Raw genomic sequence first — 26340 nt, forward strand, 5'->3', positions numbered from 1 at the left:
CTTTGGCCACCGACTCACCTCGCCGCCGCTACGACTCCCTTCGCCGCACCCTGCAAGCCCAGGCGACCAGCATCGAGATCGCCCAGGCCGCCCGCAGGCTGTTCGTGGAGCAGGGCTGGGCCGCCACCACGGTCCGCGACGTGGCTCGCGAAGCCGGCGTCTCCGTTCCCACCGTCTATTCCGCCTACGGCAACAAGACCGGACTCATCCAGGCGATAGCCGACGCCGCCGATCTCTCCGCCGACGCCCCGCAGATGCTCGACACCCTGGAAGCCGCGGCAGGCGACCCTCGAGCCCAGCTGGCCGCCATGGCCGGCTACGACCGTCGCCTCTATGAACGCGCCGCCGACGTCATCGCCCTGATCCGCGAAGCGGGCCGCACCGAACCGGCCCTGGCCACCACCTACATCGACGCCCGTCACCGCGCCGACCGAACCCGCATCGAGGTCTTCACCTCCTGGCCTCCCGGCACCCTTCGCGAAGACCTCCCCACCTCGGTCGACATCTACGCCGCCCTGTGCACCATCGACGTCTACACCACCCTCACCACCGAACGAGGCTGGTCGCCCGACCGAGTCGAAACCTGGTGGACCGCCACCCTCGCCCGCGAACTCCTCGCTTGACGATTCCCCCCTCGGCGGACCGGGAATTTGTCTACTATCGTCCGTAGTAGAACGAACACTGGAGGGGCAGTGAGTGATCCGAACAAGACCGGTACCGGTCATGGCGCCACGAGGTCGTCGATGGCACGACTGGTGGAATCGTGCTCCCAATTCATGAACAAGCGCGGCATCTACCTGGGCCGCCGATCGACGAAACTCCATGTGGCCCTGTACCGCCGAACCAACGGCAGGCTCGGCGGCCACATGCCCGCCTGGCCCGACGCCCGAATCCTTCTGCTCGACCACGTCGGCGCCAGAACCGGCACCCGCCGAACCTCACCCTTGATGTTCCACGCCGACGGCGACATCATCGCCCTTGCCGCGTCCAAAGCCGGCCAACCAACCCACCCCGCCTGGTTCCACAACCTGAAAGCCAACCCGGACAGCACGATCCAGATCGGCGCCCGGTCGCACCCCGTCCGGGCCCGCGTAGCCACCGACGCGGAACGAAAACTGCTGTGGCCGAAGTTCGTCGAGCTCTTCCCGAGCTACGACTTCTACCAACGTCATGCGGGCAGCCGCACGATCCCGATCGTGATCCTCACCCCGCGCACCTAGATGCCATCCGACCAGCATCGTCGATCGGCCCCTTCCGCTGCCCTACGCCGATCCGACCGTCGGGGACTTCGACTGGCGCACAGGTAATTTCCCAGCCATTTGCTGAATCCGCACCGCTGTCGACAGGCATCATCAAGGCATGAGTTTTACGGTGGCCTACCTGCAGTACGCCGGATCGGGTCCGATGCGGCACGAGGAGAAGCTCCTCACCGAGGGCCTCGCAAGACTCGGCGTCCCCGTCCGCCACTACAGCCTGAAGCGCATTCAACGCAGGCAGTTGACGTTGGGACCCGGCATCTTCATCGCCGGGGATATGGCTGCGATGCACGGCGCGATGCGCCAATTGGGCATCCCGCTACCGCAACCCGACGACTATCCCGACGTGCTTCGCGGCTTCCTCGGGCGGAAGGTGTGGGCGTCGACCCTGGGCGAGATCGAGCGCTCGATGGATGGCGGCTCCTCCCCACCGGTTTTCGTCAAACCCGCGGACCGCCGCAAGGCCTTCACGGGCTCGGTCTGCTACTCGGAACACGATTTCGCCGCATGGGGGAATACCAGTCGGCGCCAGCGCGTCTGGTGCTCCGAGGTCGTCACCTGGGTGTCGGAATACCGCGTTTACGTCATCGGCAGGCAGATCGTGGCCGTGGACCACTACGAGGGTGACAGCTCCGTGCCACTGAACAGGGAAACAGTCGAGTCAGCGGTCAGTGCCTACTATCGTTCCGGAACCGCCCCCGCTGCCTACGCCATCGATTTCGGCGTACTGGCCAACGGGGAAACGACGCTCGTCGAGACCAACGACGGCTACGCCCTCGGCGCCTACGACATCACCGCCGACCAATACACCGCGCTGCTGATGAACCGATGGCGCGATCTACTCACGTCCGAGCCGCGGCCGGCACGAGCCACGAGCTTCTGACGTCGACTCATCGACGACGCAGGGACGCGTCCAGCAGCGAGGGTGGGGTGTCGTGTTTCTCGTGGGGGGCGAGGTCGGTGCCAGGGGCCACGATGGCATCGACGGCGTCGAGGATCTCGGGCGACAGGACGGTGTCGGCGGCGGCCAGCTGGGCGTGCAGGTGGTTCATGGTGCGGGGGCCGATGATGGCGCTGGTGACGGCGGGATGGGCCGTGACGAAACCCAGGGCGAGTTGGATCAGGGTCAGGCCCGCCTGGTCTGCCAGTGCCGCGAGTTGCTCGACGGCGGCCATCTTGGCGTGGTTGGCCGGGATGGTGGTGTCGAACCGGTCGGGCATGAAGGCCGAACGGCTGGTGGATATCTCGCGGTCGGCGCGGATGGCGCCCGAGAGCCATCCCGAGGCCAGCGGGCTCCAGGCGAGCACGCCGAGACCGTATTCCCCGGTGACCGGCAGGACGTGAGTTTCGATGCCGCGCTGCAGGATCGAATAGCTGGGCTGTTCGGTGACATAGCGGCTCAGGTGGCGTTCTTCGGCCGCCCACTGCGCCTGCACGATGCGGTACGCGGGGAATGTCGAGGATCCGAAGTAGCGGATCTTGCCCGCACGCTGTAGATCCGTGAGCGCCGAGAGGGTTTCCTCATCGCTGGTTTCGGGGTCCCAGCGGTGGATCTGATAGAGATCGACGTGGTCGACGCCGAGTCGGCGCAGGCTGTCGTCGAGCGCGGTCATGAGCCAGCGGCGTGAACCGCCGCGATGATTGCGCTCCTCGCCCATCGGCATCGTCGCCTTCGTGGCCAGCACGAGGTCGTCGCGGCGACCCGCGACGGCCTTGCCGACCAGCTCCTCCGATTCGCCCTGGCCGTACATGTCGGCGGTGTCGATGAGGTTGACGCCGCCGTCGATGGCGACATCGATCATGGCGGTGACCTCGTCCTGGGTGGAATTTCCCAGCTTGCCGAAGTTCATCGCGCCGAGCACGAGCGTGCTGACCTGAACGCCGGTACGGCCCAGAGTGCGGTACTGCATGGCGGTTCCTCCCAGATGGGCTTGGTTCGGCTCGCCGGTTCTGGCATCCTCGACCAAGCGGAACGATGTTCCGCTAATCAACATACGGAACACTGTTCCGTTTAACAAGAGGGAGGTCTCGTGGCCGACAATCCGACCGAGGCGCCGCGCCGACGCGCCGACGCGCGGCGCAACCAGCAGGCCCTGCTCGACGCAGCCGCGGCCGCCTTCATCGCCTCGGGCGTCGATGTCCCCGTCCGCGAGATCGCCGCCCGAGCAGGCGTCGGCGTGGGCACCATCTACCGCCACTTCCCCACCCGGGCCGACCTCATCGTCGCCGTCTACCGCCACCAGGTCGAAGCGTGCGCCGAAGCGGGCCCCACACTCCTGGCTGCCCTCGGTTCCCCCCACGCCGCACTCGGCGAATGGATGACCCTTTTCGTCGACTTCCTCACCACCAAACACGGCCTGGCAGAAGCACTTCACTCCGACGCGACCACCTTCGAAACCCTCCACACCTACTTCCTCGACCGCCTGGTCCCCACTTGCGAAGCCCTCCTCACCGCCGCCGTCACCGCAGGCGAAATCCCCGCCGGCACCGACCCCTACGAACTCCTGCGCGCCGTCGGCAACCTCTGCATCGGCGGCCACACCCCCCGCTATCACCCCCGCCGGATGGTCGCCGTCCTCATCGCAGGGCTGAGCGTGAAGTAGCCGACCAGAGCGCAGGCCGAGGACACTCTCGCGCTGACATACCCGAGCGGCGGTGAGCAGGTGGTTGTCGTCGGCACCAATACCCAGAAGGGCCGGGCGACGCCGGCGGCCGCCGCCGAGATCGGGGCGGAGCAGCGTGTCGCGTTCATCCAGGCGGACCCGCGCCTGGTAGCCGAGAAGTGGCCGGGCATCCTCGACCCGTCCGGCCCTGGCGGCGATCCGTCCCGAATCCGCTGGGAGAAACCGCAGTTCAGGAGGGGAAGTGGGGCGGGTGGGGCTCGAACCCACGACCAGCGGATTATGAGTCCGCGGCTCTAACCGACTGAGCTACCGCCCCTCGCCGCGGGGGTCTCCGCGGGCGAGTCGCATGGTACCCGGCGAAGTGCGGGGTTGACCACTCGACGCGGCGGTCGTGTCGGACCGGCGGGTACGAGAACGGCGACCGGAGTCGCGGCTTCCGAGAAAGACGCGGCGACCGATCGCCGTGGTGGTGCTGCACCCGGGGGTAGGGTTTACGAGCGTTCAGCTCGCTGGCCTCCCCGCGCTCGTACATCGCGTTCGCGACGTTCGATGTTGCCCCCTGGGTTGCTGGCCAACTTGATGACTCCAACTACCAACAACAGAACCGCAGCTATCACTGCGATGATTATCAGTCCCTGCACGGAACATAACTTAACGTGTATTCCGTTGCAGCGCACAATAAGTTACAATGACGCGCCGACCGTCAACAAGGTACGACCGAGGGCGGAGCGGCTCTCGATCGCGGAGTGAGCCTGCCGCACCTGATCGATCGGGAAGGTTTGCCCGATCACGACTTCCAGCACACCCTCGGCGACCGCTTCCTGAGCGCGGGCAGTGATGCCGACCCAGTCCACGTCCTTGCCGACGATATCGAACAGACCGAGCACCGTGACACCGCGCGCACCAGCGGCATCGGTGTCGCCTGTCGCGAAATCACCTGCGGCGGAGCCATATCCGAGAAAGAGACCGGTGTCGGCGGCGGCGGTCAGGGCCGCGCCACCGATGTCGCCACCCGCACCGTCGAACACGACCGCCGCTCCCCCGCCGGTGATCTCCCGTGCTCGGTCCGCCCAGCCGTCGACGGAGTAGTCGACGACCGCGGTGGCACCCAATCGCGTTGCGAGCGCGTGCTTTTCCGGTCCGCCCGCCGCGGCGACAACCCGCGCGCCCGCCGCGATCGACAGCTGGATGAGCAGCGTGCCGAGGCCGCCCGCGGCGGCGGTGATCAACACCCACGAATTCGGTTGCACGGCAGCCCTGTCGAAGACAGCGAGCGCGGTGCGACCGTCGTGGGCCAGGCCTACGGCCTGCTCGGTGGTGAGCCCGGCGGGGATCTCGGTCAGCGTGGCGGCCTTGGCGAGGGACTTCTCGGCGTAACCGCCGATGGGCAAGCCGCCACCGATGCCGCTGGCGGCGGTCTGGGTGACAACGCGCTTGCCGAGCCAGCGGGGGTCGACCTCGGCGCCGACCGCGCTCACCACGCCGCCGATCGCACCACCGGGGACGTAGGGCAGGCTCAGCGGGAAGTAGTCCTGACCCCACCCGCTGCGCAGCCGGGTATCGAGGAACATCACGTCGGCGACCTCGACGTCGACGACCACTTCGACCGAATCCGGTTGCGGTGTGGGAACTTCCACCAGGTTCAGGACCTCGGGCCCACCGAATTCTTTGACCTGCACTGCGCGCATCGCGACTCCTTCGTGGTGTTGACCGAACGAGTCAAGGATGAAACCTGAAGTCGAGTTCAGGTCAAGCACACTGGGACGTAGGTCACACGATCAGGACCCGCCGCCACAGCTGCTACTGCTGCCACCTCCACAACTGCTGCTACTCCCACCGGAACAACTGCTGCCGCTTCCACCGCTACAGCTACTGCTGCTCCCGCCGCCGCAGCCGCTCCCCCCGCCGCAACCGCTGTTCGAGCCACCGCCACACCCGGACGGGCTGCCCGGATCCCACGGCTGCCCCGAGGTCCCGTCGACATACCCGGTGATCCCGGCCGACCCGGCCACCCATCGCCGATCCAGCGGGCGCGCGTTCTGCGGCTGACTCGACTTCTGGATCAGCCACACGACGGTCGTCACCACCGCGCCGAGACACACCGCGACGAAACCGAGCACGATTACGAGCGTCAACACCATGTTCGCAGGCTAACGCCAGAACCCGGCCACAGCACCCCCACCGTCAGTGGCCTTACAGTGAATTGTGGCGTTCTCTTTCTCCCGGACCGGCAGACGGCAAGTCGACCTCCCCACCGTCGACCGCACCGTCGCCGCCCTGGTCTTCCCCGAAGCGATCTTCAAAACCTCGCCCTGGCAGCCTCGCGAACTCGTGGAAACCGGTCTGCGCCAATGGTTACGGTGCTGCGGTGCCGCCCTTCGCGACGACCAGGTGATCGGTATGCCCTCGCACGCGGTCGACGAGGCGTGGCACGGTTTCATCCTCTGCACCCAGCTCTACGCGACGTTCTGCGAGCAGGCTTACGGGCGTTTCCTGCATCACTTCCCCGAGGGCGCCGGAGAGAGTACGCAGAATCACGGCACCATGGTCGAACAGCTGGGCCGCACCGTGGTCGCCTGGTCGCTGGTCGCGCGACCCGAGGAAGAGTGCGTGCTGTGGGACCTGGACCGCACGGTCGGCGTCGAGAACGCGTGGGGCGTGGACGCCCGGCACGTTGCCGCCGTAGAGGAGCAACTGCGCCGGGCGTAGCCCGATCTAGACCAGCTTCATCCGGCGCGCGGCGAACCGCACCGCGCCGGGTGCGATCCGGTTGATCCGGTACTGCACCCACGACTCCGGCGTCACCGGCACGATGTCGCGCCCGGTCCGCACGGCCTTCACGATCTGCGCGGCCACCCGGTCGGGGGTGTAGCCGCGTCGCTCGTACAGCTTGTCGAACTTCTGCTGCGCGGCGGCCTCCTCGGCGGCGGAGACGCCCGAGATGCGGGTGGTGGCAACGATATTCGTGTGCACGATGCCCGGACACACGGTCGACACCGAAATGCCACGGTCGGCCAGTTCGGCACGCAGGCAATCGGAGAACATGAAGACCGCCGACTTGCTGGTGGCGTAGGCCGCCATGTCGCGCTGCGGACTGTAGGCGGCCATGCTGGACAGGTTCACGATGTGCCCGCCGAGCCCGCGATCGGCCATCGCCGCGCCGAAGGCCCGGCAGCCGTTGACGACACCGCCGAGGTTGATCCGCAGTACACGGTCGAACTCCTCCGACGGAGTATCGAGGAATCCGCCCGCCTGGCCGACACCGGCGTTGTTCACCAGCACATCGGGCACGCCGTGCGCGGCGATCACCGTGTCGGCGTGCGCGCGCACCGCGTCCTCGTTCGACACATCGAGTGGATAGGAGTGCGCCACCCCACCTTCCGATGCGACGAGCTCCGCGGTGGCCTTGGCGGCGAGCTCGTTGACATCGGAGACCACCACTTCGGCGCCGAGGCGCGCGAAAGCCAGCGCGGTCTCCCGGCCGATGCCGCTGCCCGCACCGGTGACGACCACCAGTTTGTGTTCGAATTCCCTTCGCGCAGCGCCTACTTCGGCCCTGGCCAGTCCGCGCGAGACGCCGGCGCCGTCGAGCGCGTCGATGAGCTCGGTGGTCGCGGTCGCGAGGAGTTCAGGATGCGAGAACGGCATCCAGTGCCCGGCGGGGACGTCGCGACGCCACAGCCGGTCGGTCCACTTGCCCGAATCGTCGTAGCCCGCGGGCCGCACGGCGACATCGCGTCCTGCCACGATCAACTGCACCGGCACCTCGGTGCGACGTTCACGCGGGGAAAGCATGCGCGCCACGATGTTCGCGCGATAGATGAGCAGCCCGTCGACCATGTCGCGACGGAAGGTGGGGCCGAGCTTCACATTGGCGGCGGGGGTGTCGTTCATGATCGACACCGCACGCTGCCACAGCTTTTCGGTGCCGATGGCGTTGAATGTGGCGCGCGGCAGACCGGGAGTCATGAAGAAGAAGGTGTAGGCCGAGGAAGCCAGCTGGGTCATCGGCTGCCACACATTGCGCAGGGTGGGCCGGGAGAGGCGGTCACGCACCCAGGCGGACAGGTGGTCGAGGTTGGGGCCCGAGACCGAGGTGAACGAGGCGACGCGCTCGGTGGCCCGCGGTTCACACACCGCCTCCCACACCTGCACCGAACCCCAGTCGTGGGCGAGCACGTGCACGGGACGATCGGGGCTCACCACGTCGATCACGGCGTAGAAATCGCGTGCGAGTTCGTCGAGGCGGAAATCATCGGTGCGCTGGGTGCGAGTGGACTCGCCGTGGCCACGGGTGTCGTAGGCGACCACGTGGAAGCGCTCGGTGAGCAGCGGAATCACCCTGTCCCACAGATGGTGGGTGTCGGGCCAGCCGTGCACGAGCACGACGGTGTCGGCGGCCGGGTCGCCGTATTCGAACACGGCGATGTCGAAATCACCGCTGCGGACGGTGCGCTGGTTCGCGGGCTGCGGGCTGTCGTTCGTCATGATCTTTCGGACTCCTTGTCCAGCGGAGAAATCACAGGTCGAGCACCAATCGCTCACCGCGAGAACGGGATACGCAGGCCAGCATGGCACCCTCGGCGTGGTCGGCAGCCGACAGCGTGGTCTCGCGATGGTCGGGTTCGCCCGAGCGAACCCGCACCACGCAGGTGCCACAGAAGCCTTGCCTGCACGAGTAGGGCTGGTCGGGACGGGAATCGAGGATCGTGTCCAGCACGGTGCGGTCGGCATCGACCGTCACCACCGCACCACTGGACGCGAATTCGATCTCGAACGGGGTGCCGTCGACGATCGGCGGCGGCGAGAACCGCTCGAAATGCAGTTCCACGTCGGCCATCTCGCGCACCGCGGCGACGATCGCCGAGGTCATCGGGGTCGGGCCACACGCGTAGACCGCGGTGCCCGGCCCGACGTCGGGCAGCAGGTCCACCGCGGCAGGTAGACCGTGCTCGTCATCGGTGCGCACCACGACGTTCGCGCCGAAGCCTTCGACCTCGTCCAGGAACGGGATGGTGTCGCGACTGCGTCCGCTGTAGACCAGTGTCCACGGCACGCCGAGCCGGTGCGCGAGCCTGGCCATCGGCAGGATCGGGGTGATGCCGATCCCGCCGGCCACGAAATGCAGGCGCCGCGAAGGTGATCCGTGGCCCGGCACGGCGAACGGGAAGGCATTGCGCGGGCCGCGCACCACCAACCCGGAGCCGACGGGCAAGGCGTCGTGCACCTCGATCGAGCCGCCGCCGCCACCGGGGATGCGGCGCACGGCGATGCGGTACGCGCGCTCGTCGGCGGGATCGCCACACAGCGAATACTGGCGCAGCCGACCCGACGGTAGTTCCAGGTCCAGGTGCGCCCCTGGCCGCCAGCGCGGGAGCACGCGCCCGTCGGGTGCTTCGAGGCGAAGACTCACCACGTCCTGGTCGTGCGCTTCGATCCGGCGTTCGGTCACCACCACGGCCAGGCGGCGATCGTCGACGCGTGGGCGCAGATCACCGCGGTTGACCAGCGCGCTCCAGCGCAACCGGGTGGCCGCGATGGCGTCGATGACCTTCATCGCCGGATCGTGGCGGTACTTGCCGTAGAGATCGGCGGGGATGTCGCGCGTGGTCACGACGCTGCCGCGCGGGCGCCGGGCGAGGCCGCCAGATACGCGATCGCCTGCGCCGTCGAGCCGACCGATTGCGGGTTGTAGCCGGGCTGGAAGGTCGACAGCGCACTGGCCAGCAGCGACGGCACGCCGGGCAGCGCACCACGCCACATCGCGCCGAACACACCGGCGAGCAGCCGTGCGTAGCCCCGATCCGGCAGTTGCGGATCCTGCTGGACGAGGAACCGCGCACCGCGCACCAGCACGATGAGGAAGATCGGGAACACCAGCGTCATCGACGCGCAGCGCCGGACGTAGCCGACCCCGAAGTACTCGGCGACGTCGTGGGCGACATTGCGGTGTTCGACCTCTTCGGCACCGTGCCAGCGGAACAGGTCGGCCATCCGCGGGTCGGCGCCGAACTTCTCGAGGTCGGCGTTGAGCACCCAGTCCCCGAGCCAGGCGAAGAAATGCTCGAGACAGGCGATGAAGGCGAGCCGCTCGACCAGCATCTGGCGGCCGGCGCGATCGTCGCCGCCGCGCGGGCCGAGCGAGATGCGGAACAGGTATTCCATCTGCGCCAGATAGGGACTCGCGTCGACGCCGTGGGCGGTGAAGACGTCGTCGAGCACCTTCCCGTGGGTCTGCGCGTGCATGGCCTCCTGCCCGATGAAGCCGAGCATGTCCTCGCGCAGCTTCTCGTCCTTGACGTAGGGCAAAGCCTCGCGGTAGGTCTCGATGAACATGCGCTCGCCCTCGGGCAGCAGCATGTTCAGCGCGCTGATCAGGTGACCGGCGATCGGTTCCGCCGACATCCACTGGAGGTCGACACCCGACCAGTCGAAGCTGACATTGCGCGCGTGCAATGCCACCACGCCCGGATCGATCTCCGGGCTTTCTCTTCCCCAAGGAAATAGCTTCATCGGTACTCCTCGATCAACCGCGCACGGACCTCCGTGCCCCAGGTCGCGACGTTGCGTCCTGCTCGGTAGTTCCGATGATACAACTATCCATAACTGTACGTAACACCTAAATGTGTCAGTTGGCCGCGCCGAAGATCGCCAGCGCGACCGGCGCCGCCACCAGCAACCCGCACATCACGGCGTTGATCGCCTTGTGTTCGGCCAGAATCCCGACGTATTCGCGCAGGACAGCGCTGGGCAGGTAGTAGCGCGCGGTCGGCGCGCCGACCGCCTGGGCGTCGATCCCGACCGAACGGGCGAGCAACGCGGTCCGCAGCACATGGAAATTGCTCGTGACCAGCAGAATGCGGCTGTTTATCCCCTGCCTGGCGAGCAGTTCCCGACTGAACAGCAGGTTCTCGCGGGTCGTCGTCGAGCGATCCTCCCGCAGGATCTCGTCGTCGCGCACGCCGTGTTCGACGAGGTAGGCGGCCATCGCCGTGCTCTCGGCAACCTTCTCGTCGGAGCCCTTGCCGCCGCTGGTCACCAACAGCGGCGCGGGGCCGTGCACGCGGTCGGTACGCCAGATCTGCAGCGCGCGGTCGAGCCTGCTCGCCAGCAGCGGCGGGACCCGGTCTCCGAGCAGGCCGGAGCCGTGCACCACGATCGCGACGGCGTCGTCGGTGCGGGTCACCCCGCCGTAGACGACCGAATAGAGCAGGAACGCGACCAGCACGAAGCCGAGGTAGGCGGCGACGAGCACCACCGCGAGCAGCAACACCCCGAGCACCACCCACTCGGCGATCACCGCCATCACCAGCAGCGCGTACGGAACCAGCAGCGCGACGCCGAGACCGAAGGAGAGCAGGTTCGCCGGACGCACGCCCTCGCGGCGCAGCATCACCACTCCGTTGAGCATCAGCAGTCCGGCCAGGACCAGCACGAGCAGCGGCGACAGCGCCAGGGCGAAGAAGACCAGTATTTCGGGCCCTGATCCTTCGGCGCCCGAACCGATCAGCGCGGCGCCGACACACAGGACTCCGAGCAGCAGCAACACCGCGTTGCTGAACCGGCGCCGCTCCTGACGGAAAGACAGCGCGAACACCCCGAGCAGAACCACACCTATCGCCAGCAAGATCACCGGGCCACCCTAACCGCAGTACCGGCGAATCAGATTGCCAAGATATTGCTCACACCTACCGAGAAACCTCGACACATGCGGATGGAAACTTACTCACCAGCATGTTTTTCGGTCTCATGGTCACTCGATTCGTAACAGCCGATAGGTAACTGACAAGAGCGAGGGGAATGTGGTGAGCGATCATGGTCATCGATTACTTCCAGTGGTGGGCCAGGATGATCGTCGAATTCTTCGTCTGATCCGAAGACACGATTCGCGTAGGCGCGGGCTCGGATCCCAGTCGCGGGCCCGCCCTCGCGTCAGCGGATAGCACGCGAAGCCGATCAACGCCGCACCCGCGTGGCCCACATCGGTGAACGTGCGGTCCAGGAATACCGGTGGCACACAGACCGCCAGCACACCGAGCACGTACAGCACCCGCCACGGCAGCGACACACGGTAGGCGAGGACGGCGGCGACTCCGGCCAGCCCGTAGCTGACTCCCACATCGAGCGCGAACGCCGCACGCTCCGGGGCTCTGTCGTGGCGAATCGCCCAGAGCAGCACGCCCTGGCTGAGATACGTGGCGCCGACATGGGCGAGGACGACCACCACCAGCCAGCGCAGCGTCCCGAGCCACCGTTCGGCGTTGGCATGCACGAGGCTGAACAGCACCGCGTAGACCAGCCACCCGCCGCCGTCGGTCCAGAACGCGCTGCCGACCAGCACCCGGATCGGGTCGTCGCCGAGACGATCGAGATTGGTCGAGCGGTGCCCGAGCCAGACTCTGGCTTCCTCCGGCGTGAGCCGCAGCTGGATCGCGGTGGTCACACCCAGCGCCGCCAGCCACACATAGGTGCCGGGAGCGCTGCGAATCCACCGCCACGCCGAGGCGGCGGCCGCCCGCACGCTGCCCGAGGCGCTCACCACGCCAGTGTGCCAGTCCTCGATCACGGTTCCGGTCATCCTCGCCGGGCGGTTGTTTCCCCGGCCGATCCCCGGGTAGGCGGCAACCAGAGCCGTCCACCGACCGGAACGGAGCACGTGATGCCTCAGCAAGCCTGGAGTGACAAGCGCGAACGGCAGTACGAAGACATCAAGAAGTCCGAGCGCGAGCGCGGCCGCAGCGAGGGCAGGGCCGAGGAGATCGCCGCGCGAACGGTCAACAAGACGCGCGCCCAGCACGGCGAGACCAAGGGCTCGAGCAAATCGTCGCGATCGCGCGGTTCCTCGCAGCGCAGCGGCCAGCAGGCGCAGGGCGGCGGCAAGACCCGCGATCAGCTCTACGACGAGGCCCGCCGCCGCAATATCGACGGCCGTTCCAAGATGAACAAGCAGGAACTGGCCAACGCCCTCGGCCGTAGCTGACCCCCAGCGAAAGGTTCGCCATGCAGCTCGGATTCAAACTGGCGGCCGAGGCTTTCGGCCCGAAAGAGCTTGTTCGACAGGCAGTGCGGGCCGAATCGGCCGGTTTCGATTTCGTCGAGATGAGCGACCACTTCCACCCGTGGCTCGACGAGCAGGGCCACTCGCCCTTCGCCTGGACGGTCCTGGGCACGATCGCGGCGAGCACCACCGACATCGGGCTCGCCACCGGCGTGACCTGTCCGATCATCCGCTATCACCCCGCCGTCATCGCCCAGGCCGCCGCCACCACCGCCCTGGTCTCGGATGGGCGGTTCACCCTGGGCATCGGTTCGGGCGAGCGACTCAACGAGCACGTCATCGGCCACGAGTTCCCGCCGGTGCTGATCCGTCAGCGGATGTTGCGCGAGGCGCTCGAGATCATCCGATTGCTGTGGCGCGGCGGCTATCGCAACTATTACGGCGAGTTCCTGGAGCTGTCGGACGCGCGGGTGTTCGATCTGCCGCAGACACCGCCGGTGATCGCGGTGGCCGCGGGCGGGCCGAGCGCCGCGGCGATCGCCGCCGAACTCGGCGACGGACTGTTCGCCACCGAACCCGATCCCGAACTCGTGCAGACCTTTCACGACAAGGGCGGATCCGGTCCGCGCTACGTCGAAGTGGGGGTCGCCTTCGCCGAGGACGATCGCGCGGGCGCCGAAGCGGCACTGTCGACCAACCGGTGGTCGACCGGTGGCTGGAAGGTGATGAGCGAGCTACCCAATCCGGCGAACTTCGCCGCCGCGTCGAGCACCGTGCGAGTGGACGACATGCTCGAATCCTTTGTCTGCGGCAATGATCCGAAGCGCTACGTCGAGGCGGTGCGCAAGGCCACCGACGCGGGTTTCGACCGTGTGGTGCTGATGAACGCGGGACCCGACATGGACGCGTTCCTCGACTTCTACAGCAGCGAACTCGCGCCCCTGCTCCGCTCGGAGATCTGACGGCAGGCGCTGCGGAGGGAGGCCGAAATGCCCATGTACGTCGGCACTTCCGGCTGGCAGTACCGCGACTGGCGGGGTGTGCTGTACCCGCCGGGGCTGCCCGTCCGGCAGTGGCTCGAGCACTATGCGCGGGCGTTCGCGACGGTGGAGTCGAACAACGCGTTCTATCGATTGCCGAGCAGGGAGAACTTCGCCGGTTGGCGGGAGCGCACGCCCGCGGGCTTCGTGATGGCGGTGAAGGCGAGTCGCTACCTGACCCATATCAAGCGATTGCGCGACCCCGCCGAACCTGTGCAGCGCCTGCTCGACCGGACCGAGGGACTGGGTGATCGGCTCGGACCGATCCTGCTCCAGCTGCCGCCGACCCTGCGCGCGGACCCCGATCTGCTCGACAACTGTCTGCGCTGCTTCCCCGACACGGTGCGGGTGGCGGTGGAACCGCGCCACGATTCGTGGTGGACAGACGAGATCGGTGACGTCCTGCGATCCCGTGGCGCGGCATTGACCTGGGCGGACCGTGATTCGCACCCGATCACGCCGCTGTGGCGCACCACCGACTGGGCCTATCTACGCCTGCACGCGGGCCGCGCCGCTCCCCGCCCGTCCTACGGCAAGCAGGCATTGCGCGGCTGGGCGCATCGACTACTCGACGCCTGGTCCCCCGACGCCGACAGCTACGTCTATTTCAACAACGATCACGGTGGTGCGGCGGTCCGCGACGCGGTCACCTTCGCCCACCTCGCGGCGGCCGCGGGCGCGGACGCGACTCGAGTACCCGATGTGCACGCGACCGCGGGCTGATCAGCGAGCCGATGGGGACAGGACCAGGCCGAACCCGGTCTCGACAAGACGGCGAACCCCGCCCCCGATGTCGCGCGATCGATGATCGGCGCGAGATCGCAGGCGGGGTGAACCAGTGCTCACCAGCCGGGATCGGTGTCCAGGGGGACGTTGATCCAGCTCGGGCGGGACGGGTCGAGCTCGAGGTGCTGGGTGCGCAGGCCGCTTTCGTTCAGCAACGGCCGCAGCGGGATTCCGCTGGGGAAGTTGCCGGCGAACACGTCGACGCGCAGGCGGTGACCCGGCAGCAGGACACCGTCGGTGGCGCGGACGCCGATCTCGATCGTCGTCGGCTCGCCGGGCACGATCGGCTGACGGGTATCCAGGGTGAGGTACGGATACGGGTCGGTGTAGTCGCCGTTCGGCGAGCGGGTCGCCTTGCCCTCGTCGATCGTGCGCAGGGATGCCATCAGCTGCCCCTGGGACCAGACCGTCGACGTGCCGTCGGGCGCGACATCGTTCACCGTCACCGTCCAGTAGCCGTCGGTGGCGTCGAGCACGGTGTTCAGGTGGGCGGCGATCGGACCGGAGATCCGCGTCGGCGCGGCCACCGGAGCCGTGGTGAAGGTGAGCGCGGCGCCCTCGCTGATCCGGGCGTCCTTGGCACAGATATCGGGCAGCGGGACCAGGCCGGCCGTGCCCTGCGCGGCATCACGCGAGCAGATGGTCGTCAGGCTCGGATCCACCGAAACGCGTTGCGCGGCACCGGGAGCAGTGCGCAGGCTGCCGTCGTGGCGGGCGCCCGGCGCGGTGCCGGAGGCGGCGGCGTCGAGATACATCCGCCGGTACTGCATGCCCGGCCGCGGGAAGGCGACGTCGGCGGTCCACTGCCCACTGCCCTGCTGCCACAACGTGACCGGGTCGTAGCGGTCGATACCGTTGTCGATTCCCTTGAGCCACTTGTCGAACCACGCGCGCTGCAACGAATCCGCCGGCGCGGGCGCACCCGGCTGGCCGAGTCCCGAGGTCACCGTCACGTGGTAGACGTCGTCCATGACGAGCTTCTTCTGCTCGGCGGGCACGTTCACCGCGTTGTAGATGCGCGGGGTGGAGTAGGTGAAGATGTCGTGCCAGCCGCCGTAGAGGAAGGTCGGCACCCGCACCTGATCGGGCGAACCCACCCAGGCCGTCCGCAGCGCGCTCTCGTCGTCGAGGATCGACGCCATCTCCGGCGGGATCTGCTCCACGTTCGGAGTGGTCAGCGCGGCGATGAGCACGTTGAAGAAGGTGAACGGGTCGGTCACCCGGTCGCGCAGCCAGACCCAGTCGAATTTGCCGTTCAGCATCGACATCAGGTCGGGCAGCAGCTTCGCGCCGTCGACGGCGAGCAGCCAGGCCGGGATGAACCCGATCCCGAGCGCGCCACCGGGGGCGGCGACGTCGCGGATCAGGTCGCTACCGGGCACGATCGGGAAGATCGCCTTGAGCGCCTCGGGGTGCCGCTGCGCGGTCTGCAGCTGGTTGATCGCCGAGTAGGAGATGCCGCTCATCCCGATCTTGCCGTCGGACCAGCCCTGTTTCGCGGCCCAGTCGACGATTTCCACACCGTCGAGCTGCTCGCGTTCCCCGAAGACCTGCCAGGTGCCCTGGGAGAAGCCGGTGCCGCGCACGTCGACGACCACCTGGGTGTACCCGCCGCGGATCAGATTCCGGTCGACGCCGAAGGTGCGGGCCGCGCCGCCGGGCAGCGCGTTCATCATGTCGCTGAGGCTGCTGAAACCGAACGGCGAGAAGTCCAGGTTCTGCAGCACCGGCATCAGCAGGTCCGACAGGCCGGGAACCGCGAGCGCCGAGTCGGCGACGTTGGTGACCAGCTTGGTGTAGGGCGTCATATTGACGATCGTGGGCGTCGGCTCGGCGACGGGCTGACCGTCCGCACCGGCCGGGTGATAGACGTTCGCTTTCAATACGGTGCCGTCACTCATGGTGATCGGCACATCCCACTCGATGAAGACGTTGGGGTACTGCTGCGGCCCGTTATGGGTGGCGACGAACTGCGCGTCGAGACCCTCGGCATTCGGCGATGCTTGTCCGACCGGTGCGGATGCGACGGCGCCTGCCATTACGACGACGGATGCGACCAGCGCAGCCAGCCGCCCACGATGTGTGATCATGCTTCGGTTCAGCCCTCCACCATCGGGAACTCCGACGTTCCCGTACCGGGAAGTAACGTAGCGTGGGTCACGTCCGATCGCAAGAACATGTTCTGGGCAATCCACGATCAGCGCCCGCGCGCGTCCCACCGCGGTCACCTGACAGAATTGGCGTTGTGACAGCGTCCGAACTCGATGACGGCCGCCGGTACCGCGGGGCCGCCCCTGGGCAACGTCAGCAGGACCGCCGCACCCGGTTACTCGAGGCGGCCACGGACGCCTTCGGCATCGACGGCTACCGCAACACCACAGTCACCACGATCTGCGCGGCGGCCGGGGTCGGCAAACGCTACTTCTACGAGTCCTTCACCGACAGTGAGGATCTGCTGCTCGAGGTGTACCGCGAGACGGCCGCCCGGATGATCGAGGCGATCCATACCGGCCTGCGCGAGGCCGAGGCCGTCGACGCTCAGGTGCGCGTCGGCCTGACCGCGTACTTCCAGCTCATCCTCGACGACCCCCGGGTTCCCCGGATCGCTTTCTTCGAGATCCTCGGCGTGAGCCCCGCGGTCGACCGGGCCTATCACGACGTTCTCGACGCGTTGGTCGATATCTGTATGGCCCTGATCACCCCGCATGTCGACCTGGAAACCCACCCTGCCGTCAGCGTGCGCACGGTGCTGTTCGGCCTGGTCGGCGCCATCGTGATCATCGCCCAGAAGTGGGTGCTCGACGCCTACCGCCAGCCGATGGCCGATGTGGTGGACAGCGCGTGCCTGGTGGTCAACGCGGTGCTGGCGCGGATCGGACCGGACGGCGACCGACGGTGACGCCGGAACTGCGGCACCTGCGCTATCTGGCCGCTGTCGCCGAGCACGGGAACTTCACCCGGGCCGCGGAGCAGCTACACCTCTCGCAGCCGACGCTGTCGCACCAGATCAAGCAGCTCGAGCGCGCCGTCGGGGCGGTGTTGCTCGACCGGACCGGGCGCAGCGTGCGGCTCACCGACGCGGGGGCGGCCTATCTGGCGCATGCCCGCCGAGCTGTCGACGAGGTCGCCGCGGCGCAGCGGGCCGTGCACGACGTCACCGATCTCAGTCGCGGCCTGCTCCGCTTCGCCACCACTCCCACCTTCACGCCCTATCTGGTCGGCCCGCTGATCGCGGCGTTCCGGGCCCGGTATCCGGGGGTCACCGTCGAGTTCGGCGAGTTGTCCCAGGACGCCATGGAGTCCGAGCTGCTCGACGACCGCCTCGACCTCGGCATCGCGTTCGCTCCACCGCGGCTGCCCGGCATCACGGCCGACGCGCTGTACGAGGAGACCCTGGCCGCCGTAGTCGGCATCGCCGCGCGCCCCGCGCTACCAGAGGCCGTGACACCCGACGATCTGGTCGGCCGCGATCTCGCTCTGCTCAATTCGACGTTCGCGACCCGCCACCACATCGACAGCTACCTCCACGACCACGGCGTTTCGCCACGAATCGCGGTGGAGGTCAATTCGATTCAGGCACTGCTGGAGGTGGTATCCACCTCGGACCTGATGACGATCCTGCCCGAGTCGGTCACCGACACTCATCCCCCACTCGCCCGGATTCCACTGCGACCCAGCATGTCCCGGCGAACCGTCACGCTACTGTCCGCGGCCGAGGGGCACCGCAGCGCCGCCGCGACAGCTTTCGCCGAATCGGTCCGCGAACAGACGCGGTGAGCGCATCGGCGCGCCCGCTCAGCGCAGCAGTGCGACGATCGCGTCCTGGTGGAGGCGTTCGGCGTTCTGTAGCGCGGTGCGGCCTTCGGCGTCGCGGATCTGCGGGTCGGCGCCCGCGGCGAGCAGCGCGGTGACGGTTTCCTGGTAGCGCTGCGAGCCGTCGCCGTAGACGACCGCCTCCTGCAGTGCCGTCCACCGCGGCTTGTTCACATGGTTGACGTCGACTCCCGCGGCGATCAGCATCCGCACGGTGCTCACATGCGCGTGCTCGCTCGCCGGGATGAGTGCCGTACCGCCGTAACGGTTCACACTGCGCAGGTCCGCGCCGTGGCGCAGGGTCGCCGCGAGGATCTCGTCGAGGCCCTCGGCTCCGGCGTACAGGTAGGCGGAGTCCTGGAGGTCGTCCGCGGCGTTCACGTCGGCGCCCGCCTCGATCAAGGCCGATGCGGCCGCGGTCGCCGTGTTCTTGGTGGCGGCGACCAGTGGTGTGCGCCCGTTGTCGCCACGCGTCTCCATATCGGCGCCGCGGGCGATCAGGTCGCGGACCCGGGCGGCATCGTCGGCGAGGGCCGCGTCGTAGAGGTCGGCGTCCAGGGCGTGGTCGAGCTGCCTGGTCTGCGGGGTGGCAGCGGAAGTCGTGGCCGATATCTCGGGCGTCGCCGAGGCGGCGGCGGATTCCGGGGTGCCCGGGTCGGCGGAGCAGGCGCCGACGCCCACCGCGAGCACCGCGAGCGCGAGCACGGCCGCGCGGGGGCCACGAACTGCGGGGCGAGCCGGATTCATAGGTATCTCCTCTGGTCAGGTCATGCTCCACCGTGCCCACCCCGGCCCCCCGCGTCCAGGACGCAGCGCCGATCGCCACCATCGACACCGTCTATGCGCAGCCGCCAAGACGCGATCCGGGGAACTGGGGCATCTCTGGTTTCGACGAAAAGTAGGCACCGCCCCGTTGATCGACGGTGTCGCCGGGTACCCCCGGAATATGACTACTCACGAGAACCGCCAACTCGACGAGGTCATCGAGCGGTTGATCATCCGGTACCCGACCATCGCACCCGCTGAGCTCGCCGACATCGTGCACAACGTCTACGACGCGTTCGGGAAGGTGCACATCCGCAACTATGTTCCGTTGCTCGTCGAACACCATGTGCGAGAAGAACTCGGCAGTCCGACAGGTGAGATCCCACCCATCCCGCATTGACCGGGCGGGCGGCCCCGCTAGCGTTGACGTAGACCCACGCCAACCATGAGGAGGTCCGCATGCCAGACACCGTCCGCGGAGTCATCGCCCGCGCGAAGGATGCGCCGGTCGAAACCGTCGACATCGTGATTCCCGACCCGGGACCGCACGATGTCGTCGTCCGCGTCCAGGCCTGCGGGGTGTGCCACACCGACCTGCACTATCGCGACGGCGGGATCAACGACGAGTTCCCGTTCCTGCTCGGGCACGAAGCCGCCGGTGTGGTCGAGTCCGTCGGCGCGGCGGTGACCCATGTGGCCGCGGGCGATTTCGTCGTCCTCAACTGGCGCGCGGTGTGTGGCGAATGCCGAGCGTGTCGGCGCGGGCGCCCCTGGTACTGCTTCGACACCCACAACGCCAGCGTCCCGATGACGCTCACCGACGGCACCCCGCTCACCCCGGCCCTAGGCGTCGGCGCTTTCGCCGACAAGACCCTCGTGCACGAAAAGCAGTGCACCAAGGTCGATTCCAAGACCGATCCCGCCGTCGCCGGCCTGCTCGGCTGTGGCGTGATGGCCGGGATCGGCGCCGCCGTGAACACCGGCAACGTCTCGCGCGGTGACAGCGTCGCGGTGATCGGCTGCGGGGGCGTCGGTGACGCCGCCATCGCCGGTGCGCGCCTCGCCGGTGCGGGCACGATCATCGCGATCGATCGTGATCAGCAAAAACTGGACTGGGCCAAGGACTTCGGCGCCACCCACACCATCGACGCGACCAGCGAGGACGTGGTCGAGCGGATCAAGGAACTCACCGGTGGTTTCGGTGCCGATGTGGTGATCGACGCGGTCGGCCGCCCGGAGACCTGGCAGCAGGCGTTCTACGGGCGCGACCTGGCGGGCACGGTCGTTCTCGTCGGCGTCCCGACACCCGACATGACATTGGAGATGCCGCTGATCGACTTCTTCTCGCACGGCGGTGCGCTGAAATCCTCCTGGTACGGCGACTGCCTGCCCGAGCGCGACTTCCCGATGCTCATCGACCTCTACCGGCAGGGCCGACTGCCGCTGGACCGGTTCGTCACCGAGCGGATCGGCATCGACGGGGTCGAGCAGGCGTTCGCCGCGATGGCGCAGGGCCGGGTGCTGCGTTCGGTGGTGGTGTGGTGACTCGCATCGAAAGAGTCGTCACCTCGGGCACTTTCGCGCTCGACGGCGGCACCTGGGATGTCGACAACAATGTGTGGCTCATCGGTGACGACACCGAGGTGCTCGTCATCGACGCCGCCCACGACGCCGATGCCATCGCCGCCGCGGTCGGCGACCGGCACGTCACCGCGATCCTGTGCACACACGGCCACAACGACCACGTCACCGTCGCGCCAGAACTCGCGCAGCGCCTCGATGCCCCCGTCCTGCTGCATCCCGGCGACGAGCCCCTCTGGCGCATGACCCACCCGAGGGCCGACTACCACTCGCTGGCGGATACCACCCGGATCACGGTGGCGGGCACCGATATCGACATCCTGCACACCCCCGGCCACTCCCCCGGCTCGGTCTCGCTGCACCTGCCCGACCTCGCGGCCCTGTTCACCGGTGACACCCTGTTCGCGGGAGGCCCGGGCGCCACCGGCCGCTCGTTCTCCGATTTCGACACGATCATCGACTCGATCCGAGATCGATTGCTCACGCTCCCCGAGGAGACCACGGTCCACACCGGTCACGGCGACACCACCACCATCGGCACGGAGCGGCCCGCGCTCGCGGACTGGATCGCCCGCGGACACTGACCGCGTGCCCACCGCCGATCAGCGGTGGGCACGCTGGTAGGCGCGGTGCCGAGGGCGATGAACGAGCCGTGAGCCTCAGTCGCGAAGGTCGGCGACGGACTCCTGGTAGGCCACTGCCGCCCGAGCGAAGTAGTCGAAGAGCACTTCGCGCTGCTCGGGGGTGTAACTCGCGATGATCTCGCCGATCCGGCGCCGCGCCGGGGCGAGCACCTTGTCGAGCTCGGCGGGCTGGTCGATCGGCTCGACGATGACCTTGCGCCGGTCGCCGGGGTCGGCGCCGCGACGCACGTACCCCGCCTGTTCGAGGCGGTCGACCAGACGGGTGGTCGGACCGGTGGTGAGGCCGGTTCGAGTGCCGAGCTCACCCGGCGTCATCGCGCCGCTCAGCGCGAGGATGTTCAGCGCGTACAGGTCGGTCGCGTGCAGATCGACTGCCTTCGCACCTGCCTGGGCGTGCAGCACCACCGAACTCAGGTACCGGCGAAAGATCGCGCTCGGGTCGTCGTCAGGTACCGACATGCTCGCCACTCACTTCCTCCGCGCAGACACTTCGTCGCCAATGATAGATCGGAGTCCACTCCGTTGTGATCGCGCTGCGCGCAACCCGTGAATCCGGCATCTCCCTGCGCGATCGTGGAAGCATGACTTCCACCGCCGCGCCATCGACCACCGATTCCGAGCTGGACGCCATCTTCGCCCCGATCTTCGACCGGATCGCCGCGGGCGCGGTGGAACGGGAGGTCGATCGGCGGCTGCCGTTCGACGAGGTGGGCTGGTTGAAGGAGGCCAGGTTCGGGGCGTTGCGGGTGCCGGTCGAGTTCGGCGGGTACGGCGTGAGTGTGCGACAGCTGTTCCGGTTGCTCATCGACCTGGCGGCGGCCGAGTCGAATCTGCCGCAGGCACTGCGGGTGCACTGGTCGTTCGTCGAGGATCAGCGCCTGGCCGAGGCGGGCCCGGAGCAGGAGCGGTGGTTGCGGGCGGTCGCGGCGGGGACCCTGGTCGGCAATGCGATCACCGAACCGGGGGTCGGCGCGGTCGACCGGTATCGCACCCGGCTGACCCGCGACGGTGACCGAGTGCTGCTCAACGGCGTGAAGTACTACAGCACCGGATCGCTGTTCGCCGATCACATCCTCGTCGCGGCCGACAGTGACGGCGAGCGGCTCGGCGTGCTGGTCGACGCGGACGCCGAAGGTGTTGTGCAACACGATGACTGGGACGGTTTCGGGCAGCGGCTCACTGCGAGCGGCACCACCGAGTTCACCGATGTCGTGGTGGCCGAGGACCGCATCCTCGGACCCGGCTACGGTGTCGCGGGGCCCACCTACGGCACCGCCTACCTGCAACTGGTGCAGCTGGCGGTGCTCGCGGGGATCGCCGCCCGCGCCGAACGCGACGCCAGGGAATGGGTGAGCGCGCGCACCCGCACCTACACCCATGCCCCCGCCGATCTGCCGCGCGAGGACCCCCTCGTCCAGCAGGTGATCGGCAAGCTGTCGGCGGCGGCGTTCACCGCGCGTGCGGCGGTACTCGCGGTGGCCGATGTGCTCGACCGGGTGCTCGATGCCGGGGCGACGGACGAGAAGGATCTCGTGGCCGCCGAATTGGCCGCCGCGCAAGCACAACTCGGGGTGATCGACATCGTGCTCGGCGCCACGACCCAATTGTTCGAGCTCGGCGGAGCCTCGATCGTGTCCGAACAGCTGCGCCTGGATCGCCATTGGCGCAACGCCCGCACCATCTCGGTGCACAATCCCGCCCTCTTCAAAGCTCGCGCGGTCGGCGACTACCTGCTCAACGGCACCGACCTGCCGTTCGGCTGGAGCGCGGGCGAACGGAAAACCGGCACAACAGCTTCCGCGAGTCCGGAGCCCGAGGATGCGAGCACCGTGGCGGCATCGCGATGAGCAGGCCGATCCGGTTCAACGCCTTCGACATGAACTGCGTCGCCCACCAATCCCCGGGGCTGTGGCGTCATCCCGAGGACCAGTCGCACCGCTACACCGATATCGGCTACTGGACCGAGCTGGCGACACTGCTCGAACGCGGACGGTTCGACGGGATCTTCATCGCCGACGTCCTCGGCACCTACGACGTGTACGGCGGCAACGACATCGCCGCGCTGCGCCAGGGCGCGCAGACGCCGGTCGCCGATCCGCTGCTGCTGGTGTCGGCGATGGCGGCGGTGACCGAGCACCTCGGTTTCGGGATCACGACCGGCACCGGCTTCGAACACCCGTTTCCGTTCGCGCGCCGCCTGTCCACCCTCGACCACCTCACGAACGGGCGGCTCGGCTGGAACGTGGTGACCGGCTATCTGCCCTCCGCGGCAAGAAATTTCGGCGCCGAGGATCAACTCGACCACGACGAACGGTACAACCAGGCCGACGAATACCTCGAGGTGCTCTACAAGCTCTGGGAGGGTTCGTGGGAGGACGACGCGGTGGTGCGCGATGCCGAACGCGGCATCTACACCGATCCGTCGAAGGTGCACCACATCGGCCACCACGGCAAGCATTACACCGTGCCTGGGATCCATGTCTCCGAACCGTCGCCGCAGCGGACGCCGGTGATCTATCAGGCGGGCACCTCCCCGCGCGGTGTGCGGTTCGCGGCCGAGAACGCCGAGGCGATCTTCATCGCCGGACCCTCGAAAAGAATCCTGGCGCAGACAGTTTCGCGCGTCCGGGACGCGCTCGAGGCCGCAGGCCGTGACCGGTACGCGGCCAGGATCTACGCGCTGGCCACCATCATCACCGACGAGACCGACACCGCCGCACAGGCAAAGCGCGAGGAGTACCTGTCCTACGCGAGCATCGAAGGCGGACTGGTGTTCATGTCCGGCTGGATGGGAATCGACCTGTCGCAGTACGACCTCGACGACCCGATCGGCGAGGTGCAGAGCAACGCCATCCAGTCCGCGGTCGCGGCGTTCCAGGAATTCGACGACGACGGCCGCGAATGGACGGTGCGCGATATCGGCCGCTGGGCGGGCATCGGCGGCATGGGCCCGGTGTTCACCGGCTCCGGCGAAACAGTCGCCGACCTGTTGCAGGAGTGGGTCGCCGACACCGACCTGGACGGATTCAACCTCGCCTACGCGATCACGCCGGGGACATTCGAAGACGTTGTGCGCCACGTTGTTCCGGTCTTGACCGAGCGCGGCGTCTACCGGACCGACTACGAGCCGGGCACATTGCGCAATGCCCTGTTCGGTGCCGGTGATCGGCTCCCGCCCGAGCATCGCGGCGCCGGGTATCGCGTCGGCGGTCCGCGGTCTACCGTGTTGCCACCCGAGCAGTCGCGTCCCGAACCGGTGGAGGCACTCGCCCGTCCGTAGCGTGGCGTGTATCGCCGATCGGCGCCAGGACGTACTCGGCCTGGCGCCGATCGGCGTGCCCCATAGCTATATCCGCTGGGGTGCAAGGTATTCGGATCGATTCCCGCTGATCGCAACACTCATCATCGGGCGAAGGTGAGCGCACCATTCCGGTATGACATCGCAGACACCCGTTTCCCGTTCCCCTCGTTCGGCCGCGGTAATCGGCGCCGGCCAAACCGGCGTCACTGCGGCGCTAGGTCTTCTCGACGCCGGTTTCACCGTGACCCTCTACAGCGACCGAGATCAACGCTCACTCCGTGACGACGTCCCCGCCACCGGCACCGCCCTCGAATTCGGCGAGACCCAGCAGGCCGAGGCGGCGCTCGGGCTCGACAGCTACACCGGGCGCGCGCCCCGCCACACCGGGCTCAGCGTGCGGATCGCCGGACCCGAGAACGCCGAACTGATCGCCTTCGACGGCACCTTCGACGGTTATGTCGGCGTCGCCGTCGACACCCGGCTCAAGGCCGATGAGCGCCTCACGGCCTTCCTCGAACGCGGCGGCGATTTCGTCGTCGAACCGGTCACCCCCGAATCCCTCGACGCCATCGCCGCCGCCAACGACCTCACCCTGGTCGCCACCGGCCGCGGCGGGCTGGCCGACCTGTTCCCGATCGACGAGGAACGCACTGTCTACGACAAGCCGCAGCGCTCGCTGCTCACGGTCACCGTGACCGGCCTGGACTTCGACCCTGGCGTCTTCGCGCACCGCAGCCCGGCAGGCGGGGCGCACAGCCTGTTCTCCATTCTCGCCGAACAGGGCGAGGCGTGGTGGGGTCCGTACCTGCACAAGGACGCGGGTCCGAGCTGGGCGTTCCTGGGCTGGGCCCGACCCGGCAGCGACTGGGAAACCCGTTTCGCCGCAGCCGATTCCGCCGAATCGGCGTTGCAGATCGTGAAGGATCTCTACCGCGACTACATCGACTGGGACCTGCCGGAAGTGCAGGCCACCCAGGTGATTGCCGAGGACCCGCACTCCTGGCTCAAGGGCGCGGTCCGGCCGGTCGTGCGGGCCGGGGTGGGACACACCGCGGGCGGCCATCCGGTCGCCGCCCTCGGTGACACCGCGGTCGCCTACGACCCCGTCGCGGGCCAAGGCGCGCAGAGCGGGCTGATCCAGGCGCAGCGCCTGGTCGCGGCCGCCGCCGTACACGACGGACCGTTCGACGAACAGTGGATCACCGACCAGTACGCCACGTTCCTCGCTGCCCGCAGCGACGCCGCCGCCAAGGTGACCCGCCTGTTCCTCAGCGACCCCGAATTCGGCGACATCGGCGGCCAGTTCTTCGCCACGGCCGCCGTGAACCCGAAGTTCGCTTCGGCATTGGTCGGCCTGCTGCACCGTCCGCAGCCGTTCCTGCCGATCGACTCCCCCGCCGACGCCGCCGCCTACATCACCGAGGTCACCGGCACGGACGCGGCCGAATTGCTGGCGGAGTTCGCCCCCGCGGGCCGCTTCGAACGCTCGACGTTCGCCCCGGCCGCCGTCGGGTAAGAGGTGGATCCGGGCG

Annotated in this window: 26 protein-coding genes and 1 tRNA gene; 16 read left to right on the plus strand and 11 right to left on the minus strand. The window is 68.1% G+C overall.

Features of this window, described 5'->3' with window-relative positions; all coding sequences use genetic code 11:
• Positions 1-2 precede the first annotated feature (2 nt).
• The 3 genes from ACWGCN_RS26620 to ACWGCN_RS26630 all read left to right on the plus strand — a co-directional run bounded on the left by ACWGCN_RS26620 (position 3) and on the right by ACWGCN_RS26630 (position 2139).
• Positions 3-623 (plus strand): TetR/AcrR family transcriptional regulator, encoded by a 621-nt coding sequence (locus ACWGCN_RS26620; RefSeq protein WP_452459333.1) that lies wholly within the window; start codon positions 3-5, stop codon positions 621-623.
• A 69-nt stretch (positions 624-692) separates the two neighbouring features.
• The gene (locus ACWGCN_RS26625; protein ID WP_452459332.1) at positions 693-1220 is read left to right on the plus strand and encodes a nitroreductase family deazaflavin-dependent oxidoreductase; all 528 of its coding nucleotides are present in this window, start codon (positions 693-695) and stop codon (positions 1218-1220) included.
• A 139-nt stretch (positions 1221-1359) separates the two neighbouring features.
• Positions 1360-2139 carry an ATP-grasp domain-containing protein gene (locus ACWGCN_RS26630; protein ID WP_452459331.1) on the plus strand — a complete coding sequence of 260 codons (780 nt, stop codon included), beginning with the start codon at positions 1360-1362 and terminating at the stop codon, positions 2137-2139.
• A 7-nt stretch (positions 2140-2146) separates the two neighbouring features.
• Here the strand turns inward: ACWGCN_RS26630 and ACWGCN_RS26635 are convergent, their stop codons facing one another.
• Positions 2147-3166: an aldo/keto reductase gene (locus ACWGCN_RS26635; protein WP_452452597.1), complete on the minus strand. Its 1020-nt coding sequence runs from the start codon at positions 3164-3166 to the stop codon at positions 2147-2149.
• A gap of 120 nt (positions 3167-3286) precedes the next feature.
• On the opposite strand from ACWGCN_RS26635, the gene ACWGCN_RS26640 reads away from it, so the two are divergent.
• Complete coding sequence (locus ACWGCN_RS26640) at positions 3287-3859, plus strand: TetR/AcrR family transcriptional regulator (RefSeq protein WP_452459330.1); 573 nt, start codon at positions 3287-3289, stop codon at positions 3857-3859.
• 263 nt (positions 3860-4122) lie between these two features.
• Here ACWGCN_RS26640 and ACWGCN_RS26645 read toward each other — a convergent pair.
• Positions 4123-4196: transfer RNA gene (locus ACWGCN_RS26645), tRNA-Ile, on the minus strand.
• Between the two features lie 367 nt (positions 4197-4563).
• The gene (locus ACWGCN_RS26650) at positions 4564-5568 is read right to left on the minus strand and encodes a zinc-binding dehydrogenase (RefSeq protein WP_452459329.1); all 1005 of its coding nucleotides are present in this window, start codon (positions 5566-5568) and stop codon (positions 4564-4566) included.
• A 517-nt stretch (positions 5569-6085) separates the two neighbouring features.
• Between ACWGCN_RS26650 and ACWGCN_RS26655 the strand changes: the two genes are divergently transcribed.
• The gene (locus tag ACWGCN_RS26655; RefSeq protein WP_379315058.1) at positions 6086-6589 is read left to right on the plus strand and encodes a glycine-rich domain-containing protein; all 504 of its coding nucleotides are present in this window, start codon (positions 6086-6088) and stop codon (positions 6587-6589) included.
• Positions 6590-6595: 6 nt separating this feature from the next.
• Here the strand turns inward: ACWGCN_RS26655 and ACWGCN_RS26660 are convergent, their stop codons facing one another.
• The 5 genes from ACWGCN_RS26660 to ACWGCN_RS26680 form a co-directional block, all read right to left on the minus strand.
• Complete coding sequence (locus ACWGCN_RS26660) at positions 6596-8368, minus strand: SDR family oxidoreductase (protein ID WP_452459328.1); 1773 nt, start codon at positions 8366-8368, stop codon at positions 6596-6598.
• 31 nt (positions 8369-8399) lie between these two features.
• On the minus strand, positions 8400-9494 hold the full coding sequence (locus ACWGCN_RS26665; protein ID WP_452459327.1) for a PDR/VanB family oxidoreductase: 1095 nt from the start codon (positions 9492-9494) through the stop codon (positions 8400-8402).
• Positions 9491-10393, minus strand: coding sequence for a metal-dependent hydrolase (locus ACWGCN_RS26670; RefSeq protein WP_387447899.1), 903 nt, complete (start codon positions 10391-10393; stop codon positions 9491-9493). Before ACWGCN_RS26670 ends, ACWGCN_RS26665 begins: the two co-directional genes overlap by 4 nt.
• Before the next feature lie 115 nt (positions 10394-10508).
• Positions 10509-11513: a YdcF family protein gene (locus ACWGCN_RS26675; RefSeq protein ID WP_452459326.1), complete on the minus strand. Its 1005-nt coding sequence runs from the start codon at positions 11511-11513 to the stop codon at positions 10509-10511.
• 186 nt (positions 11514-11699) lie between these two features.
• The gene (locus tag ACWGCN_RS26680; RefSeq protein WP_452459325.1) at positions 11700-12419 is read right to left on the minus strand and encodes a rhomboid-like protein; all 720 of its coding nucleotides are present in this window, start codon (positions 12417-12419) and stop codon (positions 11700-11702) included.
• 120 nt (positions 12420-12539) lie between these two features.
• Between ACWGCN_RS26680 and ACWGCN_RS26685 the strand changes: the two genes are divergently transcribed.
• From ACWGCN_RS26685 to ACWGCN_RS26695, 3 genes are read left to right on the plus strand one after another with little or no spacing between them, the layout of a single operon-like run.
• A complete protein-coding gene (locus tag ACWGCN_RS26685; RefSeq protein WP_452459324.1) occupies positions 12540-12860 on the plus strand; it encodes a plasmid stabilization protein in 321 nt (106 codons plus the stop codon).
• 20 nt (positions 12861-12880) lie between these two features.
• Positions 12881-13840 (plus strand): TIGR03557 family F420-dependent LLM class oxidoreductase, encoded by a 960-nt coding sequence (locus tag ACWGCN_RS26690; RefSeq protein ID WP_378993994.1) that lies wholly within the window; start codon positions 12881-12883, stop codon positions 13838-13840.
• A gap of 27 nt (positions 13841-13867) precedes the next feature.
• Positions 13868-14641 carry a DUF72 domain-containing protein gene (locus tag ACWGCN_RS26695; RefSeq protein WP_452459323.1) on the plus strand — a complete coding sequence of 258 codons (774 nt, stop codon included), beginning with the start codon at positions 13868-13870 and terminating at the stop codon, positions 14639-14641.
• Between the two features lie 119 nt (positions 14642-14760).
• Here the strand turns inward: ACWGCN_RS26695 and ACWGCN_RS26700 are convergent, their stop codons facing one another.
• On the minus strand, positions 14761-16794 hold the full coding sequence (locus ACWGCN_RS26700; protein ID WP_452459322.1) for a CocE/NonD family hydrolase: 2034 nt from the start codon (positions 16792-16794) through the stop codon (positions 14761-14763).
• 155 nt (positions 16795-16949) lie between these two features.
• Here ACWGCN_RS26700 and ACWGCN_RS26705 point away from each other — a divergent pair, with 155 nt between their 5' ends.
• The gene (locus ACWGCN_RS26705) at positions 16950-17603 is read left to right on the plus strand and encodes a TetR/AcrR family transcriptional regulator (protein ID WP_378993988.1); all 654 of its coding nucleotides are present in this window, start codon (positions 16950-16952) and stop codon (positions 17601-17603) included.
• Positions 17600-18481, plus strand: a complete 882-nt coding sequence (cynR, locus tag ACWGCN_RS26710; protein WP_452459321.1) for a transcriptional regulator CynR — start codon at positions 17600-17602, stop codon at positions 18479-18481. The genes ACWGCN_RS26705 and cynR overlap by 4 nt, the downstream gene beginning before the upstream one ends.
• A gap of 18 nt (positions 18482-18499) precedes the next feature.
• On the opposite strand, the gene ACWGCN_RS26715 is transcribed toward cynR, so the two are convergent.
• Positions 18500-19264: an ankyrin repeat domain-containing protein gene (locus ACWGCN_RS26715; RefSeq protein ID WP_452459320.1), complete on the minus strand. Its 765-nt coding sequence runs from the start codon at positions 19262-19264 to the stop codon at positions 18500-18502.
• A gap of 199 nt (positions 19265-19463) precedes the next feature.
• On the opposite strand from ACWGCN_RS26715, the gene ACWGCN_RS26720 reads away from it, so the two are divergent.
• The 3 genes from ACWGCN_RS26720 to ACWGCN_RS26730 are packed head-to-tail and all read left to right on the plus strand — an operon-like array spanning position 19464 to position 21447.
• On the plus strand, positions 19464-19682 hold the full coding sequence (locus ACWGCN_RS26720; protein ID WP_358067951.1) for a three-helix bundle dimerization domain-containing protein: 219 nt from the start codon (positions 19464-19466) through the stop codon (positions 19680-19682).
• Between the two features lie 59 nt (positions 19683-19741).
• Positions 19742-20827, plus strand: coding sequence for an S-(hydroxymethyl)mycothiol dehydrogenase (locus ACWGCN_RS26725; protein WP_452459319.1), 1086 nt, complete (start codon positions 19742-19744; stop codon positions 20825-20827).
• Positions 20821-21447 carry an MBL fold metallo-hydrolase gene (locus ACWGCN_RS26730; RefSeq protein ID WP_452459318.1) on the plus strand — a complete coding sequence of 209 codons (627 nt, stop codon included), beginning with the start codon at positions 20821-20823 and terminating at the stop codon, positions 21445-21447. Before ACWGCN_RS26725 ends, ACWGCN_RS26730 begins: the two co-directional genes overlap by 7 nt.
• A gap of 75 nt (positions 21448-21522) precedes the next feature.
• Here the strand turns inward: ACWGCN_RS26730 and ACWGCN_RS26735 are convergent, their stop codons facing one another.
• A complete protein-coding gene (locus ACWGCN_RS26735; protein ID WP_387447880.1) occupies positions 21523-21966 on the minus strand; it encodes a MarR family winged helix-turn-helix transcriptional regulator in 444 nt (147 codons plus the stop codon).
• Between the two features lie 122 nt (positions 21967-22088).
• On the opposite strand from ACWGCN_RS26735, the gene ACWGCN_RS26740 reads away from it, so the two are divergent.
• From ACWGCN_RS26740 to ACWGCN_RS26750, 3 genes are all read left to right on the plus strand, one after another.
• Entirely contained in the window at positions 22089-23354 is a 1266-nt protein-coding gene (locus tag ACWGCN_RS26740; RefSeq protein ID WP_452459317.1) for an acyl-CoA dehydrogenase family protein, read from the plus strand.
• Positions 23351-24787 carry an LLM class flavin-dependent oxidoreductase gene (locus tag ACWGCN_RS26745; protein ID WP_452459316.1) on the plus strand — a complete coding sequence of 479 codons (1437 nt, stop codon included), beginning with the start codon at positions 23351-23353 and terminating at the stop codon, positions 24785-24787. The genes ACWGCN_RS26740 and ACWGCN_RS26745 overlap by 4 nt, the downstream gene beginning before the upstream one ends.
• Before the next feature lie 154 nt (positions 24788-24941).
• Complete coding sequence (locus ACWGCN_RS26750) at positions 24942-26324, plus strand: styrene monooxygenase/indole monooxygenase family protein (RefSeq protein WP_378993972.1); 1383 nt, start codon at positions 24942-24944, stop codon at positions 26322-26324.
• Positions 26325-26340 lie beyond the last annotated feature (16 nt).

The sequence above is a fragment of the Nocardia sp. NPDC055050 genome, from assembly GCF_053608345.1.